The sequence below is a fragment of the Uliginosibacterium sp. TH139 genome, assembly GCF_002855595.1.
Classification (GTDB): Bacteria; Pseudomonadota; Gammaproteobacteria; order Burkholderiales; family Rhodocyclaceae; genus Uliginosibacterium; species Uliginosibacterium aquaticum.
The window spans coordinates 529,966-546,459 of the sequence record NZ_PKRR01000002.1; the positions used below are offsets into that span (position 1 = coordinate 529,966).

The window sequence follows — 16,494 nt, forward strand, 5'->3', positions numbered from 1 at the left end:
TGGCCGCCGAGTAAAAGGCTTGCAGCAGCCTTGCATTCAGGCCCGGCCCCTCAGATATCCGCCAGCGCCCTGACGTGGGCAATCACGCTGCGCCCCAGCGCCGGCAGCACATACCCCCCTTCAAGCATCGACACCAGGCGCCCGCCGCAATGTGCATCAGCCCACTGCCGCAGCTCGCGGCTGATCCAGTCAAAATCCTTGTCGAGCAGACCCATCGAGGCCATGTCGTCCTCGTAGTGGGCATCGAAGCCGGCCGAGATGAACAGCATCTGCGGTTGATGGCGCGTCAGCGCCGGCAGCCACACATGCGCCAGCAGCTCGCGCACAGCATCCCCCCGGGTGCCGGCAGGGAAAGGGCTATTGAGCATGTGCGGCACCTGCACCTGGGTACCGCAGTAGGGATAAAGCGGGTGCTGGAAAAAACTGAGCATTTGCACGCGCGGATCGGCGATGAAAATATTCTCCGTGCCGTTACCGTGATGCACATCGAAATCGATGATGCTGACCCGCTCCAGCCCATGTACCTCCAGCACATGGCGTGCGGCCACCGCCACATTGTTGAAGAAGCAGAAACCCATCGCCCGCAGCCGCTCAGCATGATGGCCTGGCGGGCGGACCGCACAGAACGCGTTATGAACGCGGCCGGCCAGCACCAACTCGGAGGCCAGGATGCCGGACCCCGCCGCCCGCAGCGCCGCCTTGAGGGTATGACGGGTCATCGCCGTATCCGGATCAAGATGACGCAAGCCGCTTTCCGGCGCGATCTCGAACAGCTCTTCGACATAAGCAGGCGAATGCGCCCGGTAGAGCTGCTCCAGCGTGGCGGTGGGCGCATCCTCACGCATGTCGAGAAAGCCGTCCAGGCCCTCGCCGCGGATGCGATCAAGGATCTCGGTCAGGCGTTCAGGCGACTCCGGATGCTGCGCACCCATGGTGTGCAGCCAGCAATCGGGATGGGTAATGAAAGCCGTACGGCTCATCTCATCGGGTCTCCTGTCGGGCTGCGGCTGTTTCGCTGCAGTTCTTATGGGGTCTGCCGTTTAAACTAGCGCGGGCCTGATCCATGCGCCAGAGAACGATTGGCCAGAATACGGGTCTGCCAACCAAGAACCCATCCGGAGATTCCCATGTCTGCCCCCATCCCGCACCCCTTGTGCGCCAGTCTCCTCGCCGGCCTCGGCCAGATCCTGCTCGGCAAACCCGAGGCACTGCGCCTGTCGCTGGCCTGCCTGTTGGCGCGCGGTCATCTGCTGATCGAGGACCAGCCGGGCGTGGGCAAGACGACCCTGGCCCACGCCCTGGCAGTGTCACTGGGGCTGGCCTTTCAGCGCGTGCAATTCACCAGCGATCTGCTGCCGGCAGATCTCATCGGCGTAAGCATTTTCGATGCGGCCCAACAAGGTTTCGTGTTTCATCCCGGCCCCGTGTTCACCCAGGTGCTGCTGGCCGATGAAATCAACCGCACTACCCCAAAGACCCAGAGTGCGCTGCTCGAAGCCATGGAAGAGCATCAGGTTTCGATCGACGGCAAGACCCACGCCCTGCCCTCGCCCTTCTTCGTCATTGCCACCCAGAACCCCTCGCAGCAGCTGGGCACTTTCCCACTGCCCGAGTCACAGCTGGACCGGTTCCTGATGCGCCTGTCACTGGGCCTGCCGGATGCTGCGGCCGAACGCGCCCTGCTCGCCGGCGACGACCGCCGCGCCCTAATCGGCCAGATCCGCCCGCAAATCGACCCGGCAGGCCTGCAGGCATTGCAGCAGGAAGCTGCCGCGCTCCATGTCGGCGAGCGCCTGCTCGATTATGTGCAGGCCTTGCTGGCCAAAAGCCGTCAGTTGCCCGGTGGCGCCAGCGGACTCAGCCCTCGCGCCGGTCTCGGCCTGCTCGCTGCCGCGCGGGCCTGGGCGCTGATCGCCGGTCGCGACCATGTCCGCCCTGAAGATGTTCAGGCGGTATTGCCCGCAGTCGCCGGGCACCGCATCAATGCGCTGGATGCCCGCGCCAGCGGCGAGGCATTGGTACGCGGCCTGATCGAGACCGTACCCCTGCCGTGAGCACCGCCACTTTACGCCAGCGCTTCCGGCGCTGGGCCACGCGCACCCGCACGCCCGAAACACAGCCGATCCAGCTGCCGCAGCGGCGCGTTTACGTACTTCCCACGCGCGCCGGCCTGGCGCTGCTGGCCACGTTGCTGGCCATGCTGCTGGCCTCGATCAACTACAACCTGTCGCTCGGCTACGGCCTGGTCTTCCTGCTCGGCAGCGTCTTCATCGTGCACATCCTGCATAGTTGGCGCACCCTCACCGGCCTGCAACTGAGCCTCTCCCCCAGCGGCGAAGCTTTTGCCGGCGGCATGGCACAGTGGCGAGTGGAGCTCGTCAATGAAGCCAGCCACGAGCGGCCCGCCGTACGTCTGCGCGACAGCCAAGGACGTGAGCTGATGCTCACGGACGTCCCCGCCGGCCAGCACAGTGAGGCCTTCATCGCCCTGCCCTGCCCACAGCGTGGCGTGCTTCAGCCGGGTCAGCTCAGCGTCGAGAGCACCCAGCCGCTAGGCTGGATCAGGGCCTGGAGCTATATCGAACCGGATGCCCCGGCCGTGATCTACCCCGCCCCCGACGGCGAGCGCCCACTACCCGAAGGCTGGGGTGACAACGGCGAAGGGCGCAGCCGCGAGCGCCCGGGGCAGGATGATTTCGCCGGCCTGCGGGGTTTCCAGCCCGGCGACTCACCCCGCCAGATAGCCTGGAAGCAACTGGCGCAAGGGCGCGGCCTGCTCACCAAACAGTTCGCCAGCGCCGGTAGCCCGGCCTGCGTGCTGGACTGGAACATGCTGCCCGCCACGCTGCCGCTGGAGGAGCGCATCTCACAACTGGCCCGCTGGGTGCTGCAAACCCGCCACAGCGGCGCCCGCACCACCCTTCTGCTGCCGGACAGCCAGACCGGTCCAGGCGAAGACGCAGCCCATCATCAGGCCTGCCTGCTGCGCCTGGCCCTGTTCGGTCTGGAGCGGTCACGATGAGCGCCCGCAACGCATTACCGCGTGGCACCTGCTACGCCCTGCTGGCTACCGCCACGCTCTCGCTGACGCCTTTCCTGCCGCACATCCCCTGGGGAATGGGGCTGCTGGCAGTGCTCCTGCTCGGCTGGCGGGCTTGGCTCGCCCACCAGGAAGCCGAGCGCCCCGCCCTCACGGTATTGATCCTGCTGGCCGTGCTGGGCTGCGTGCTGTGTTTTGCCGAATACCGCACCGTGCTCGGTCGTGAAGCCGGTCTCGCGATGCTGAGCCTGTTGCTGCCGCTCAAGCTGCTCGAAGGGCGTAGCCCACGAGACGGGCGTGCCGCCCTGTTGCTGTGTTGCTTCCTGATGACCGGACAATTTCTCAACGAACAGAGTCTGCCGGTCGCGGCCATGGTGCTGGCCTGCGCCATCGCCATCCTCGCCACCTCGGCTCGCCTCGAGCGCCCCAGTCTGGCGCTGAAACCAGCCTTGCGCGGCAGCCTGCGCCTGCTGGGTGGCTCCGTGCCCCTGATGCTGATGCTTTTCGTGTTCTTCCCGCGTATCGATGGCCCACTCTGGCGCCTGCCCGGTGATGCACATGCCGGCAAGACCGGCCTCTCGGACAGCATGCAGCCCGGCTCGATTTCGGAACTGATCCAGTCCGGCGAGATCGCCTTCCGTGCCGAATTCGAAGGCGAGCTGCCACCGCCCCGCGAGCGCTACTGGCGCGGCCCGGTGCTGACCGACTTTGACGGCCAGCGCTGGCGCGAACGCCCGACCCAGTCCACCCCGCAGCCCGACTATGAAACCAGCGGCCCGGGCTATCGCTACACCCTGACCCTGGAACCACATGATCGCCCCTGGCTGCTGGCACTGGACTATCCGGCCGAAGGAGCCAGCGACGCCACCTACTCGAGTAACTTCAGCCTGCTCGCCCGGCGCCCGGTCAGCACCCGTCTGCGCATCAGCCTGCATTCCTTTCCGGCCAGCCAGGTCGGCCTGGAAGAGCGCCCGGGACGCCTGCGCGCCGCCCTCGGCCTACCGGAAGGCAGCAATCCACGCACGGTCGCTGCGGGCCAGACACTGGCCGCCGCACATGCAGACCCGGGAGCACGCGTCGACGCCGCCATCGCCTTCATGCAGGCCGCACGTCTGAGCTATACCCTGAGCCCACCGCTCGCCAATACGCATGCAGCCGACGAATTCCTCTTCGACAGCAAACAGGGCTTCTGCGAGCACTTTTCCAGCGCCTTCGTGATCCTGATGCGCGCCGCCGGTGTTCCGGCCCGGGTCGTTACCGGCTATCAGGGCGGCGAGCGCAATCCGGTCGATGGCATCCTCGTCATACGTCAGTCCGACGCTCATGCTTGGGCAGAAGTATGGCTGGCAGGACGCGGCTGGGTTCGTGTCGACCCCACCGCCGCCAGCGCCCCGGCCCGGATTGACGATGGCATCGCGCAGGCCTTGCCGGACGCAGACCTGCCGATGATGATGCGTGTCGACTCGGATTTCCTGCGCGGCCTGCGCCACCGCTGGGAAGCGGTGTCGAATGGCTGGAACCAGTGGGTGCTGGGCTACAACGCCAGCCGCCAGCTGGAACTGATGCGCCGCCTGGGACTGCCTGCGGCCGACTGGCGTCTCCTCACCGCCCTACTGGGCGCCGGCGCCGGCCTGTGGCTGGGCTGGCTCGCCTGGCGCCTATGGCCTCGCCGGGCAAAACTCGACGCGCTGGATCGCCTCTGGCAGCGAGCCTGCCGCAAGCTCGCCCGGCGCGGTCTGCAGCGGGCGGAATGGGAAGCTCCGACTGACTTCGCCCGGCGTGCCGCCTTGGCGCTACCGGCACATGCCGATACCATCACGGACATTGCCGAACATTACGCCAGCCTGCGTTTCGGCCCGACCCCACCCACCGCTGCCGCGCTCGCCGCCCTGCGTCGCGCAGTGCAAGACTTCAAACCATGACCCTGAACCGCCTGCTGAGTCTCGCCCTTGCCACCTTCGCCTGCAGCCTGCAGGCCCATGCGGCCTACTTCACCGAACGACCGGAAGTTCAGCTCTTTATCGAAGAGATCGCTGCCCGCAACAATCTGGATGCCATCCAGATCCGTAATGCGCTGGAAGGCGCCACTCCGCTGCCCAAGGTCATCGAACTGGTCAAACCGCCCGCCAACCCCGGAGTACGCTCCTGGCAGCGCTACCGTGCCCGCTTCATCGATACCACCCGCATTAAAGGCGGGCTCAGCTTCTGGCAAGAGAACGAAGCCACCCTGCGTGCAGCCGAGGCTCGCAGCGGCGTGCCGGCCGAGATCATTGTCAGCCTGATCGGGGTCGAAACGGTGTATGGTCGCAACACCGGAAACTTCAGCGCGCTCTCAGCCCTGGCCACCCTGGCCTTCGATTACCCGCCGCGCGCCGAGCTGTTCCGCCGCGAACTCGAAGCCCTCTTCATGCTGGCTCGTGAGCAAGGCCGTGACGTGACCAGCTACCGCGGCTCCTATGCCGGTGCGCTGGGCCTGCCGCAATTTCTCCCCAGCAGCGTGCGCAACTTCGCCGTGGACGGTGACAACAGCGGTCAGATCGATCTGGCCGCCAGCACCGCCGACGCCATCTTCAGCGTCGCGAACTTCCTTGCTCAGCATGGCTGGCAACGTGACGGCAAAATCGTCATGCCAGCCCGGATCAGCGACGAAAACAAAGCCCGGGAACTGGTCGAGGCGGGCATCCTGCCGACACTGGATGTTGCACGACTGGCGGCGGGTGGTGTACGCAGCGCGCTGCCGGCAGACAGCCGTGAGCTCGCCACCCTGGTCGACCTAATCACCCCCGAGGTGGGAACCGAATACTGGCTGGGTTTCCAGAATTTCTACGTCATCACGCGCTACAACCGCAGCAGCTTCTACGCCATGATCGTGCACGATCTGGCGCAAGTGCTGAAAGCGGAAAGAGCCCAGTCTGGCAGCGCACAGCCGGCCCAGGCGGGCGCGGCGTCACCCCCGAAAAAAAGCACCAAGGCTAAAACAGCACCTCGCGCGAAACACCGCGGCGCTTGAGGATGCGGCGCAGTTGCGCCAACGCCTCGAGCTGGATCTGGCGTACCCGCTCGCGAGTCAGCCCCAGCTGGGCGGCCAGATCTTCGAGGGTCAGCACCTCGACATCATCCAACCCGTAGCGGTACTGGATCACGAGACGCTGCTTCTCCGAGAGCTGGCCGATCCACTCACGAATCAGCGCCTCGACCTCGGCGGTATGAATGTTCAACTCCGGGCTGACCGCCTGCTCGTCGGCCAGGGACTCACCGATGGATAGGTTCGGATCGATATCCAGCGGTGCATCGAGTGAAGCCGTATGCTCGGAGAGGGCAAGAATGTCACGCACATCCTTGAGCGGCCGATCAAGTTTCTGAGCCACCTCTTCCAGGCGCGAAGAGTTGCCGTTGGCCGCATCCACTTGGCGCTGCGCACGCAGCACCTGATTGAGCTCCTTCACCACATGCACCGGCAAACGGATGGTGCGCGACTGGTTCATGATCGCGCGCTCGATGTTCTGGCGGATCCACCAGGTGGCGTAGGTGGAGAAACGGAAGCCACGCTCCGGATCAAACTTCTCCAGCGCGTGCATCAGGCCGAGATTGCCTTCCTCGACCAGATCCAGCAGAGGAATGCCGCGATTCAGATAGTGTTTGGCGATGTTGACCACGAGGCGCAGGTTGCGCTCAATCATGGTCTGACGAGCTTCAAAATCCCCCAGGCGCACCCGGCGCGCCAGCGCAGCCTCTTCCTCGGCGGTCAGCAGCGGGTTAAGGCCAATTTCGTTCAGATAAATCTGGGTAACGTCGCTGAGAAATTCGTTCTCGGGCTGGACGACCGGCTGGGGCTCCGGCTCGGCGAAAGCCTCCAGCTCTGCGGGCAGATCCGTTTCCTTTTCTTCTGCGTCATCGAGGAATTCCGGATCGTACATGGGGCACCCTTTATCTGGTCGGCAGTAACTTCAAAGGATCGACAGGTTTGCCCTGGCGACGGATTTCGAAATGCAGTTTCGGACGATCAGCATCAGATTTGCCCAAGGTAGCAATCTTCTGCCCTTTCTTCACCTGCTGGCCTTCTTTGACAAGGATTTCCTGATTGTGTGCATACACGCTCGAGAAATCGTTGTTGTGCTTGATGATCACCAGATTGCCATAACCGCGCAGACTGGACCCTACGTATTTAACCTCACCCGTCCCTGCGGCCAGAACCGGATCGCCCAGCTTGCCATCGAGGTCGACACCCTTGTTGCTGCTCTCGTTGAAGCTGCCGATGACCTTGCCACTTACCGGCCAACTCCAGCTGCCATCGTCAGCCACTACCGGCGCCTTGCTCTCGACCGGCGCGCTCTGCGCCGCCGGCGCTGAAGCACTGGTCACAGGAGCTTTATCGGCAGGCTGCGTCAAATCTTTCCATGCCTGAGGGGTGTAGGCGATGCGCCCGCCCTTTGGTTCAGTTTTGAGCTCCCCCGTTGCTGCGGGAGTCGAAACGCTTGCAGGCGGAAGACTGGAGCTGGCACTGGAAGCCACCGTCGAGCCAATCACTGCGGGCGGCGGTACCGGGCGCGATTCGATGCTGGAGGCTGGCGCCACAGGCTTGGCAGCAAGCACATCGGCCTGCGGCGCTACGCGCAACTCCTGCCCGACTTCGATCAGATTCGGATCGGTAAGATTGTTCCAGGCCGCCAGCTCACGGTAATCACGCTTGTGCAGATTGGCGATGCTGTAGAGCGTGTCACCTTTCTTCACTATGTAGTGGCCAGGCTTGGCCACGGCAGGTCCTTCCTGCGGACGCGCTGGAGCACGCACTTCGACAGGGGCCGGGGCGTTCGAGCTACAGGCCGCGAGAGCCAGGATCAGCCCCGCGAGCGGCAGCACCTTGTATTTCAGCATGCGTTCAACCTCATTCAGTTCCGGCCAGCAAAGGCACGAATCGTACTGCATCAAGCTTGGTCTCCTTGAGACTGCCATTGGCCTGGCGCTCGATGAGCACCATGATCTGATCTGCGCCGGCCTGGCCGAGCGGAAAGACCATGCGCCCACCCGGCGCAAGTTGTTCAACCAGCACGCGCGGCGTGGTGGTCGCAGCCGCCGCCAGAATGATCGAATCGAAAGGCGCGACTTCGGGCAGCCCCAGGTTGCCGTCGCCATGTTTCAGACGCACGTTGGGCAAGCGCAGAGGCCGCAAGTTCGCACGCGCCTTGTCCAGCAGCTTGCCGATGCGCTCAATGGCATAAACGTCGCTAGCCAGCTGCGACAACACTGCGGCCTGGTAACCACAACCGGCGCCCACTTCCAGGGTCTTGCCCATTGCCCGTCCGCCAGCGACCAGCACTTCAGCCATGCGTGCCACTACATAAGGCTGCGAGATGGTCTGCTGGAAACCCAACGGCAAGGCCGTGTCTTCATAAGCACGACTGGCCAGCGCCTCTTCCACAAAGGCATGGCGCGGCACACTCCCGATCGCCCCCAAGACACGCTCATCGCTAATGCCTTCAGTGCGCAAACGCTCGACCATTCGGGCCCGAGCCCGCGTCGCCGTCTGCAAGGTTGCCGGATTCATGGCCATCATTGCCCCAGCCAGTCCTGTACGCCGGCAATCTGACCGGTGTGGGTGAGATCGATCTGGAGCGGCGTCATCGAGACAAAACCATTGGCGACGGCATGAAAATCCGTGCCCTCGCCCGCATCTGCGGCCTCGCCCACCGGGCCGATCCAGAAAATCTGCTCACCGCGCGGATTGGTGCTGCGAATCGCCGGCTCGGCGCGGTGGCGCTTACCCAGGCGCGTGACACGGGTGCCTTGCAAGGCTTCATAAGGCAAATCCGGCACGTTCATATTGAGCAGCACCGGCTCAGTGAAGGGACTGCGCTGCACACGCTCGACCACTTCACGCGCGAGACGCGCTGCCGTGTCGAACTGCGTCGGGGAACGCCCGACCAGTGACACGGCAAGGGACGGCACGCCGAGCAGGAAGCCCTCGGTCGCAGCCGCCACCGTGCCGGAATACACAGTGTCATCCCCCATGTTGGCACCGTGATTGATGCCCGAGATCACCATGTCCGGCTGCATGTCCAGCATGCCAGTCACCGCCAGATGTACACAGTCAGTCGGCGTGCCATTGACGTAATAGAAACCACTGGGTGCACGGCGCAGTTGCAGCGGCCGATCCAGCGTCAGAGAGTTGCTCGCGCCACTGCGATCCCGCTCAGGCGCCACCACCGTGATTTCTGCCACCTTGGCCAGCTCCCGCGCCAGCGCCTGCAGACCGGGAGAAAAATAGCCATCATCATTGCTGAGAAGAATGCGCATGCTGCGTCACCGACTGATCAAGTCGATGATTATAGAGGCGGGATGCACAGCGCAGCGACTCAGCTCTGATTGAGGCGGAAAATCTCGTCGAAACGCAGTGAATTACGCTCGAAAACCTGTAGCAACCGCGGATCCATCTGCTCTGGCCGAGTCCGTGCATCGCCACGCAGCATTACATCAAGAGCCTCGGCATGCGAATAAGCGCGTTTGTAGGGCCGAGCAGCCCGCAAAGCGTCATACCGGTCACACACGGCCATGATGCGTGCCGCGAGCGGGATACGCTCCCCTATCACCCCACTCGGATAACCCGAGCCATCCCAGTTTTCGTGATGACCCAGCGCGATTTCTGCCGCCATCTTCAGATAGGCGGAACTTCCGCCACTAAGGAGCTGAAACCCCATTTCACAGTGCTTGCGCATGACAAGCCACTCATCTTGGTCCAACGGACCCGGTTTGAGCAGAATCTCATCCGGCACTCCAACCTTGCCGATGTCATGCATCGGAGAAGCCTGGGTAATGCACTCAACAAAGGCCTCATCCTGACCGATGCAGTCGGCCAGCAGACAACAATACTGGCTGACGCGCTGGATATGCCCCCCGGTGTTCACATCCTTGAACTCCATCGCCCTACTCAGCGCAAAGATGGTTTCCAGATTGGCGCCACGCAGGGCATCCGCGCTCTGCCGAAGCTCTCGCGCAAGGATGCGATTAGCATCCTCCACACGAACAACGTAGTCATGCATGCGCAGATAGTTTCCGATGCGGGTTGCCAGCTCGGTCTCATCCACGGGCTTGGCTACAAAATCCTCTGCCCCAGCTTCCAGCGCCCGCATGCGCGCAGTGCGATCACTCAGCGCAGTCATCACAACCACCGGAATGTGAGCGAGCGCCGGATCAGTCTTCAGGCGTGTCACCAGCTCGAAACCATCCATACGGGGCATTACTACGTCCGTCAGCACAACCTCCGGCCAACCCAGGCGCGCCACGATCATGGCCTCCTCGCCGTTGCAGGCCAAGCTTACAGTATGGCCGCGCGACTCCAGAATCGCCGCCACGACCCGCCGCACCGTCTCGTCATCATCGACCACCAGGACCTTGCCCTTCAACGGCACTAGCATCATCAGCTCCGATAACTCTCTTCGGGGCATATCGACTCGACCTCCCAAAACTGAAGTGGCCGTGCGGGCGAACAATTTTGCGGCCCAGATGGAGACAAGCGCAGCCCCGTCCTTCCGAAGCTTGAAGCTCAGCACACCAGAACAAAAGCGATGCCTCACAAGTTGCCAAGCGAAAAATCCCAAGGGCTTAGCGTCTACTGCACTTATGCCGGGCGTATCGCCGATAAGCCCCTTGCCAGTCATCAACAAGCTCCCTTTGGGCCTGCGCCAATGGCATATCCCCCGTACAAACAAGACACAGTAGTTTCACTTCGATACGCGACTTCCGCCCATTGGCCTTCGAACTCAGCAGTTGAAAGTTGGATAACTGCCGTGGATGCCCGCCCAGCGCGATTGCAATCCGATGGTCCAGCGCCCAGTCGGATGCTTCGTGCAGCGGGATACCGGACTCACCCATGAATCGGTATTTGATCGGGTTGGTAAAGGATGTGGATGGCCGTACCGTCGCAGAGTAGCCCTTCCGGCAAATCGTCTGCTGAAGGGTGTTCTGACGAACGTCGGGATTTAGCGCCGGAAAACCTGACGCAATGGCCATGACCGGCAAGGCCAAAACCGAGATGAGTAAGAACTTCATTGCTGAAATGGCGTACGACCCTTTTCTGGTCCGCGTGGAAGCGGAAGTCGCCGCGCGAAGAATAACGAGATGCGTGCTGACATGAAACCAGAAGCCGATACTCAGAAAGGAAAACGGCCCTGTGATCACTCACAGGGCCGTTCTGAATTTTGGGGCGACATACCGGGTTCGAACCGGTGACCACTGGAATCACAATCCCAAGAAGTCTGCATTTCCGGCCATTCCGAAACATTTACTAAAAACCATAGAACGCCCACACAGAAAGGATATCGACAAAAAGTGCTTACATTGCACCATTGATTGCCATTCCCGCCCATGCCTATAATTTGCTTACAAAGTGCTTACAAATCGCCAGAAAGCAAAGGGCAGTCATGGCAAGAAGCAAAAGCATCAAACTCACGGGGCCGAAGGTTGAAAAAGCCACCTGCGAGGCAGGCAAGGCGCAAACCTTCCTCTGGGATAGCACTGCCCCAGGCTTGGCGCTGCGCGTCACACAGGCAGGAGGCAAGGCCTATATTTTCCAAAGTCGATTCAATGGCAACGCCTTGCGCATCACGATTGGCGACCCTCGCGCTTGGAGTCTCGATAACGCCCAAGCCGAAGCGCGCCGCCTGCAAACCCTTTGTGACCAAGGCATAGACCCCCGGCAACAGAAGGCCGAAAAGGTCGCAGCCGCAGAGGCCGCACGCCAGCACGAGGCCCACGCTGACGCCCCCGCGCTGGAAGCGTGGCAGCACTACTGCACCGAACGGGCACCCAAGTGGGGCGAGGCTCACAAGCGCGACCACGCAACAGTCAGCAAGGAAGGCGGGCAGCCACGCAGCCGAGGGCGCCGCAAGGGCGACAGCACCACCACGCAGCCCGGCATCCTTCGCCCCCTACTGCTGCTGCCACTCTCGCGCATAGACGCCTCGCTGGTGCGTGACTGGCTCAAAGAGGAGGCCGCCAAGCGCCCCACGCACGCACGCCTCGCCCTGAACCTGCTGCGCGCCTTCCTGAACTGGTGCGCAGAGCAGCCGGACTATCAACCCTTCACCAACGCGAACGCCTGCCCCCCTCGCCTCGCCCGCGACACGCTGCCCAAGAAAGCCGCCAAGGATGATTGCTTGCAAAAGGAGCAGCTGCCCGCATGGTTCGCCAAGGTGCAGGCCATCAACAATCCGGTGATTGCCACCTATCTGCAAGTCGCCCTGCTGACAGGCGCAAGGCGCGGGGAAGTGGCGGGCATCCGCTGGCAGGACGTGGATTTTCAATGGCAGACGCTGACCATCCGCGACAAGATAGAAGGCGAGCGCACCATTCCGCTGACGCCCTATATCGCCCACCTGCTACGCAATCTGAAAGCCCGCAGCGAGATAGCCCCGCCGGTATCAAGAAGGCTGCGCCAGAGTGGCGCCCCCGTTCCCGAGTGGAAGCCATCGGAATGGGTTTTCTACAGCCCCACCGCCGAATCAGGGCGCCTGCAAGAACCGCGCATTCAGCACAACAAGGCCTGCGCCGCTGCTGGCATCGAAGGCATGACCATTCACGGCCTGCGCCGCTCCTTTGGCACGCTGGCCGAATGGGTGGAATGCCCGGCAGGTGTAGTTGCCCAGATACAGGGGCACAAGCCCAGCGCGACCGCAGAAAAACACTACCGCCGCCGCCCTATCGACCTGCTACGCATGTGGCATGCCAAGATTGAAAGCTGGGTTCTTGAGCAGGCAGGCATTGAATTTGACCCGGCACAAGCCAAGCCGGGATTGCGGGCCGTGTCCGGCATGTAAGCGAGTACGCCCCAGCTAGTCCGGCCAGACGAAAAGCGGGAAACCTTCGCCCGCCTGCTGGGGCACCCAATGAAGGCAACACGGGAAGGCGTGTTATGTCAGATGAAAAGCGGAAGGTTTCACAGGCTCCGGCCCCTATCTCGCCCCTTCGTGGGGGCATGACTGCACCACTCCGACCCCGTTACACAGGCAGGGCGCCCGACTGGTCTTTCTGGCTGCACATGCCGACAGTCAAAGCATGGCAAGCCTGCGCCCTATCGCTGGGCATAGACCCGGACACCATGAAGCCGAACGGATGGGTGCGAGGCGCTGTTTTCAAGGACGAAAGCTTCCCCAGCGCCAAATCAGCAGAGGATTATTCCAAGCGCCTGCGACTCTTCACAGCAAACCGCAAGTGCGACGACTACGGCGAAACCACGCTTCAAGACTTCGCCGCCTTTGCCGCCGGGCTGGGCTGGGAGGGGCTACCGCTTGAACTGGTGCAAAGCGCCTCGCCCGAAGTGAGTACAGGAGAGGCTGACGACTCAGGAGAGGGAGCCGCAAGGCCGCAATTGCTGCACCCAGCACAAGAGGATGAGATTCTGAGAATTATTGAATCGCTGGGACATTCCCCCCTTGCGCTGCCACGCCGTACGCCCGGCCAACCATGGGTAAAAGCCGCCGTTTTGGAGAAAGCTCCTAAATGGATGAAGCAAGGCACGGTATTTAAAAAAGCATGGGACAGACTACGCCAAGACAAACGAATAAAAGAGGCTTAGCACTACTCCCCCAAATTGGGGCAGTGGAAGCACTTGCGGGGGAGGATAGAAGGGCAATTTGAATACGTCCATACCGTGGAAACGGGTTACTTGGAGCGTATCAACATGACTGCACATATCCCCGCCGCGCTGGCCGAAGTATCAAAAGGCCGCGACCTTCTCGATACCGCCGAATTCGGCAAGGCGACTATTCGGGCGCCGCAAACCATCCGTAAGAATTACTGCCTGACCGGGCATTGCTTCGGCATTCGCCCGGTGAAGATTGGCAACCGCCTGATGTGGCCTGTCACAGAAGTGGCCCGCCTTCTGACCGGGGAGGGCGCGTAAATGACAAACGCCCGCCCCCACAAAGTAGAGACGAGCGCCCGCGAACAAGGCGATTCTATCCCAGCACAAGCCCGCTTTGCAGGCACGGACAACCCGCGCCATCTTCGGGCAATCCATGCCCTGCTACGCCGCCCCATGCCACGCGAACAACTGGACAGAGAAGCCGGTTGCAGCAACGGGCCGGAACTGGTGGCAGAGCTGCGCCGCCGTGGCCTCGATGTGCCTTGCACGAAAACGCCGGTTATCGACCGAGACGGCCAAGAGGTGAGACGCGGCATTTACCACCTCACGGAACAAGACCGCCGCAAGGTATATCGATGGCAAGGTAGCCGCCATCGTGGCGCAGGTCAGAGTGGGAACGAGGCATGAGCCGCGTCTATATGTTCGTATGGCGTGCGCTGTGCGCGCTGGCGTGGCAGCCTGCCGACTTTGCCGCCGGGGAGCTGGTGCTGGCGCTTTGCATTGCGTGGGCATGGTGATGGCTGCCGCGTTTGTGAGTCTCAAGAAGCTGACCGGAGCGGCAATCGTCAAGACTGCCGCCCGGCATAACCTGCGCGAGATTCAGGCCGAATTAGGGTCAGACAGTCACATCAACCCGGCGCAGACTTGCCGGAACATGCACCTGGCTGGCCCTGCAACCGCCGCAGAGGTCGCCGACCTAGCCAACAATGCCATGCAGGACGCCGGAGCCGACAAGCTGCGCAAGGACGCTGTGCGGGCAGTAGAGGTGCTGGTGTCCATGCCTGCAACCTTTGACCCCGCGAAGCTGGAAAGCATCTTTGCCGATGCGCTGGAATGGGTGCGCGGCTTCTTCGGCGTGCCGGTACTGTCTGCCGTGGTGCATCTGGATGAAGAAGCACCGCACATGCACGCCTTGCTGCTACCTCTTGCCAATGGGCGAATGGTCGGCAGTGACTTGGTGGGCAATCGTGGGCGCTTGCAGGCTATTCAGGCCGGTTTCTTCGAGTCGGTGGCGTGCCGGTATGGCCTGAGCAGACCAAGGCAGGAAAAGCGCCTGAGTCGCGTTATACGCGACGAGGCAGCGTCGGTGGCGCTGGCATGCCTGTTCTCGCACCCGGAGCGCCTGCAACAGCCCAGCGTACGCACCGCACTACATGAAGCCATCGCAACCCATCCTGAACCGATGCTTGCCGCCCTTGGGCTGGAAATGCCTACAGGAAACGCCAAGGCGCAAAAGTCATTCGTGGAAATTATGACCAAACCCTGCAAGCCGGAACCAAAATCAAACCCTGTAGGGTTTAAAGCCCCCGCTGTCACACCAGAAAGCAAACCCTATCCCTGTGTAGGGTTCGCGTAAGGAGTCCTGCTTATTCGAGAAGCTGACTCTTAAATTCATTGAGGCAAGATAGAGCTTGACTCCTGTCTTGCTCAGAGAGATTTACTTCCCCGTAATAGGCGAAGGCAACCGGGTCACTTTCCCGCTGGATTCCTACCTGCACAACAACTCCAGAAATACCTGCTGCCAGAAATCGAAGGCTCTCAACAAAATCCGCACCCGACAAAAGTGCGCCCGGTGTTTCTGAACTTCGGAACGCTTTTCCACCTTGAGAACTAAGGGCCGGCTGGCTTCCCGCTTTCATCCAGAACTCTTTTACGACGGATTTCTTCAGCGCAGGCGAACCAGACAACAAAAGGCTAGGTTTTACATCTTTGTAAGCAAGGCCCTTGATAAGGCCCATCCCTTTGGTATAAACCATCACAGATACATCTATCAGCCTCATTGTCGGAGCTTGTAGGGCGCCTTCATCAAAGCCCGTAATCCTAAGCCCGCAACCGCTTACAAGGCCTTTCTCCATCTGTACCTGCACTTGCCCCTTTAGTACCCCCGCCTCAAGAGTTGCGGCACATACGTTTGTCGCAACCAAGGCCATCAGTAGAGTCGCCACCGCATATACCGGAAACATAAAGCGCATGTTTTCAACTCCTGATGGTCTTTGCTTGGAAAAAGTGGCTTATGGACTTCTGATAATACTTCTGCATAGTACCAGTGCCTACGCAAGCAATGGCTTGGTCATAGGCGTAACAGACGGGGATACTCTTTTAATCAGCCAGGAGAGGCAGCAAGGCAAAATCAGACTTGCCGAGATAGACGCACCGGAGAAGGCCCAGCCATTCGGCCAGCGCAGCAAGGAATCCTTGTCCCGCCTCTGCTACGGCAAGCAGGCGGAAATCATCCCCCAAACCAAAGACCGCTACGGGCGAACAGTTGCCCGCGTACTGTGTGACGGCATAGACGCGAATGCGGAACAGGTACGGCAGGGCATGGCTTGGGTCTATGACCAGTATGCGACCGACCGAACCTTATACGCCGTGCAGGGCGAGGCGAAAGCCGCTAGGCGTGGCCTGTGGATTGACGCTGACCCTGTGCCACCTTGGCAGTGGCGCAAAGACCGGAAAAGCCACGGCAAGGCGATTGAGCAGCAACAGCCACCGCAAAAACAAGTCAGCCAGTGCGTAACGAAGCAGGAGTCTAACGGCCTGCGCATCGAGTGCCATTAGTACGCAGCGAATTTCCCGCATCCATAAAGAAGCCAGA

17 protein-coding genes are annotated in these 16,494 nt (G+C 61.7%); 9 read left to right on the top strand and 8 right to left on the bottom strand.

The window, feature by feature from the left end; translation table 11 throughout:
• Positions 1 to 50: 50 nt before the first annotated feature.
• Positions 51 to 980 carry a histone deacetylase family protein gene (locus tag C0V76_RS05965; protein WP_101941453.1) on the bottom strand — a complete coding sequence of 310 codons (930 nt, stop codon included), beginning with the start codon at positions 978 to 980 and terminating at the stop codon, positions 51 to 53.
• Between the two features lie 147 nt (positions 981 to 1,127).
• On the opposite strand from C0V76_RS05965, the gene C0V76_RS05970 reads away from it, so the two are divergent.
• From C0V76_RS05970 to mltB, 4 genes are read left to right on the top strand one after another with little or no spacing between them, the layout of a single operon-like run.
• A complete protein-coding gene (locus C0V76_RS05970; RefSeq protein WP_101941454.1) occupies positions 1,128 to 2,054 on the top strand; it encodes a MoxR family ATPase in 927 nt (308 codons plus the stop codon).
• Complete coding sequence (locus tag C0V76_RS05975; RefSeq protein ID WP_101941455.1) at positions 2,051 to 3,022, top strand: DUF58 domain-containing protein; 972 nt, start codon at positions 2,051 to 2,053, stop codon at positions 3,020 to 3,022. Before C0V76_RS05970 ends, C0V76_RS05975 begins: the two co-directional genes overlap by 4 nt.
• Entirely contained in the window at positions 3,019 to 4,962 is a 1,944-nt protein-coding gene (locus C0V76_RS05980) for a DUF3488 and transglutaminase-like domain-containing protein (protein WP_101941456.1), read from the top strand. Before C0V76_RS05975 ends, C0V76_RS05980 begins: the two co-directional genes overlap by 4 nt.
• Positions 4,959 to 6,050, top strand: coding sequence for a lytic murein transglycosylase B (gene mltB, locus C0V76_RS05985; protein ID WP_101941457.1), 1,092 nt, complete (start codon positions 4,959 to 4,961; stop codon positions 6,048 to 6,050). The genes C0V76_RS05980 and mltB overlap by 4 nt, the downstream gene beginning before the upstream one ends.
• Here the strand turns inward: mltB and rpoS are convergent.
• The 6 genes from rpoS to C0V76_RS19870 form a co-directional block, all read right to left on the bottom strand.
• Entirely contained in the window at positions 6,013 to 6,957 is a 945-nt protein-coding gene (gene rpoS / locus C0V76_RS05990) for an RNA polymerase sigma factor RpoS (RefSeq protein ID WP_101941458.1), read from the bottom strand. The two genes, mltB and rpoS, sit on opposite strands and share 38 nt — an antisense overlap.
• A 10-nt stretch (positions 6,958 to 6,967) precedes the next feature.
• Positions 6,968 to 7,966, bottom strand: a complete 999-nt coding sequence (locus C0V76_RS05995; RefSeq protein WP_254048196.1) for a peptidoglycan DD-metalloendopeptidase family protein — start codon at positions 7,964 to 7,966, stop codon at positions 6,968 to 6,970.
• Positions 7,926 to 8,591: a protein-L-isoaspartate(D-aspartate) O-methyltransferase gene (locus tag C0V76_RS06000; protein ID WP_216821686.1), complete on the bottom strand. Its 666-nt coding sequence runs from the start codon at positions 8,589 to 8,591 to the stop codon at positions 7,926 to 7,928. Before C0V76_RS06000 ends, C0V76_RS05995 begins: the two co-directional genes overlap by 41 nt.
• Positions 8,591 to 9,334, bottom strand: coding sequence for a 5'/3'-nucleotidase SurE (gene surE / locus C0V76_RS06005; RefSeq protein WP_101941459.1), 744 nt, complete (start codon positions 9,332 to 9,334; stop codon positions 8,591 to 8,593). The genes C0V76_RS06000 and surE overlap by 1 nt, the downstream gene beginning before the upstream one ends.
• 59 nt (positions 9,335 to 9,393) lie before the next feature.
• Positions 9,394 to 10,455, bottom strand: coding sequence for an HD domain-containing phosphohydrolase (locus C0V76_RS06010; protein ID WP_158239157.1), 1,062 nt, complete (start codon positions 10,453 to 10,455; stop codon positions 9,394 to 9,396).
• Positions 10,456 to 10,639: 184 nt separating this feature from the next.
• The gene (locus C0V76_RS19870) at positions 10,640 to 11,215 is read right to left on the bottom strand and encodes a hypothetical protein (protein WP_158239158.1); all 576 of its coding nucleotides are present in this window, start codon (positions 11,213 to 11,215) and stop codon (positions 10,640 to 10,642) included.
• A 242-nt stretch (positions 11,216 to 11,457) separates the two neighbouring features.
• Here C0V76_RS19870 and C0V76_RS06015 point away from each other — a divergent pair, with 242 nt between their 5' ends.
• The 4 genes from C0V76_RS06015 (at position 11,458) to C0V76_RS06035 (ending at position 15,255) form a co-directional block, all read left to right on the top strand.
• Positions 11,458 to 12,852: a site-specific integrase gene (locus C0V76_RS06015; RefSeq protein WP_101941461.1), complete on the top strand. Its 1,395-nt coding sequence runs from the start codon at positions 11,458 to 11,460 to the stop codon at positions 12,850 to 12,852.
• 281 nt (positions 12,853 to 13,133) lie between these two features.
• A complete protein-coding gene (locus C0V76_RS06020) occupies positions 13,134 to 13,610 on the top strand; it encodes a hypothetical protein (protein WP_143707358.1) in 477 nt (158 codons plus the stop codon).
• A gap of 105 nt (positions 13,611 to 13,715) precedes the next feature.
• Positions 13,716 to 13,937, top strand: coding sequence for a hypothetical protein (locus tag C0V76_RS06025; RefSeq protein ID WP_101941686.1), 222 nt, complete (start codon positions 13,716 to 13,718; stop codon positions 13,935 to 13,937).
• A gap of 472 nt (positions 13,938 to 14,409) precedes the next feature.
• Entirely contained in the window at positions 14,410 to 15,255 is an 846-nt protein-coding gene (locus tag C0V76_RS06035) for a plasmid recombination protein (protein ID WP_158239159.1), read from the top strand.
• 10 nt (positions 15,256 to 15,265) lie between these two features.
• On the opposite strand, the gene C0V76_RS06040 is transcribed toward C0V76_RS06035, so the two are convergent.
• Entirely contained in the window at positions 15,266 to 15,871 is a 606-nt protein-coding gene (locus C0V76_RS06040) for a hypothetical protein (RefSeq protein WP_101941464.1), read from the bottom strand.
• Between C0V76_RS06040 and C0V76_RS06045 the strand changes: the two genes are divergently transcribed.
• Complete coding sequence (locus tag C0V76_RS06045; protein ID WP_101941465.1) at positions 15,870 to 16,457, top strand: thermonuclease family protein; 588 nt, start codon at positions 15,870 to 15,872, stop codon at positions 16,455 to 16,457. The two genes, C0V76_RS06040 and C0V76_RS06045, sit on opposite strands and share 2 nt — an antisense overlap.
• Positions 16,458 to 16,494 lie beyond the last annotated feature (37 nt).

Excerpts from the sequence above, each read along its gene's own strand:
- C0V76_RS05965 (WP_101941453.1), bottom strand. The coding sequence starts at position 980 with ATGAGCCGTACGGCTTTCATTACCCATCCCGATTGCTGGCTGCACACC.
- C0V76_RS05970 (WP_101941454.1), top strand. The coding sequence starts at position 1,128 with ATGTCTGCCCCCATCCCGCACCCCTTGTGCGCCAGTCTCCTCGCCGGC.
- C0V76_RS05980 (WP_101941456.1), top strand. The coding sequence starts at position 3,019 with ATGAGCGCCCGCAACGCATTACCGCGTGGCACCTGCTACGCCCTGCTG.
- mltB (WP_101941457.1), top strand. The coding sequence starts at position 4,959 with ATGACCCTGAACCGCCTGCTGAGTCTCGCCCTTGCCACCTTCGCCTGC.
- rpoS (WP_101941458.1), bottom strand. The coding sequence starts at position 6,957 with ATGTACGATCCGGAATTCCTCGATGACGCAGAAGAAAAGGAAACGGAT.
- C0V76_RS05995 (WP_254048196.1), bottom strand. The coding sequence starts at position 7,966 with ATGCAGTACGATTCGTGCCTTTGCTGGCCGGAACTGAATGAGGTTGAA.
- C0V76_RS06000 (WP_216821686.1), bottom strand. The coding sequence starts at position 8,591 with ATGGCCATGAATCCGGCAACCTTGCAGACGGCGACGCGGGCTCGGGCC.
- surE (WP_101941459.1), bottom strand. The coding sequence starts at position 9,334 with ATGCGCATTCTTCTCAGCAATGATGATGGCTATTTTTCTCCCGGTCTG.
- C0V76_RS06010 (WP_158239157.1), bottom strand. The coding sequence starts at position 10,455 with ATGATGCTAGTGCCGTTGAAGGGCAAGGTCCTGGTGGTCGATGATGAC.
- C0V76_RS06015 (WP_101941461.1), top strand. The coding sequence starts at position 11,458 with ATGGCAAGAAGCAAAAGCATCAAACTCACGGGGCCGAAGGTTGAAAAA.
- C0V76_RS06020 (WP_143707358.1), top strand. The coding sequence starts at position 13,134 with ATGAAGCCGAACGGATGGGTGCGAGGCGCTGTTTTCAAGGACGAAAGC.
- C0V76_RS06025 (WP_101941686.1), top strand. The coding sequence starts at position 13,716 with ATGACTGCACATATCCCCGCCGCGCTGGCCGAAGTATCAAAAGGCCGC.
- C0V76_RS06035 (WP_158239159.1), top strand. The coding sequence starts at position 14,410 with ATGGTGATGGCTGCCGCGTTTGTGAGTCTCAAGAAGCTGACCGGAGCG.
- C0V76_RS06045 (WP_101941465.1), top strand. The coding sequence starts at position 15,870 with ATGTTTTCAACTCCTGATGGTCTTTGCTTGGAAAAAGTGGCTTATGGA.
- C0V76_RS06040 (WP_101941464.1), bottom strand. The coding sequence starts at position 15,871 with ATGCGCTTTATGTTTCCGGTATATGCGGTGGCGACTCTACTGATGGCC.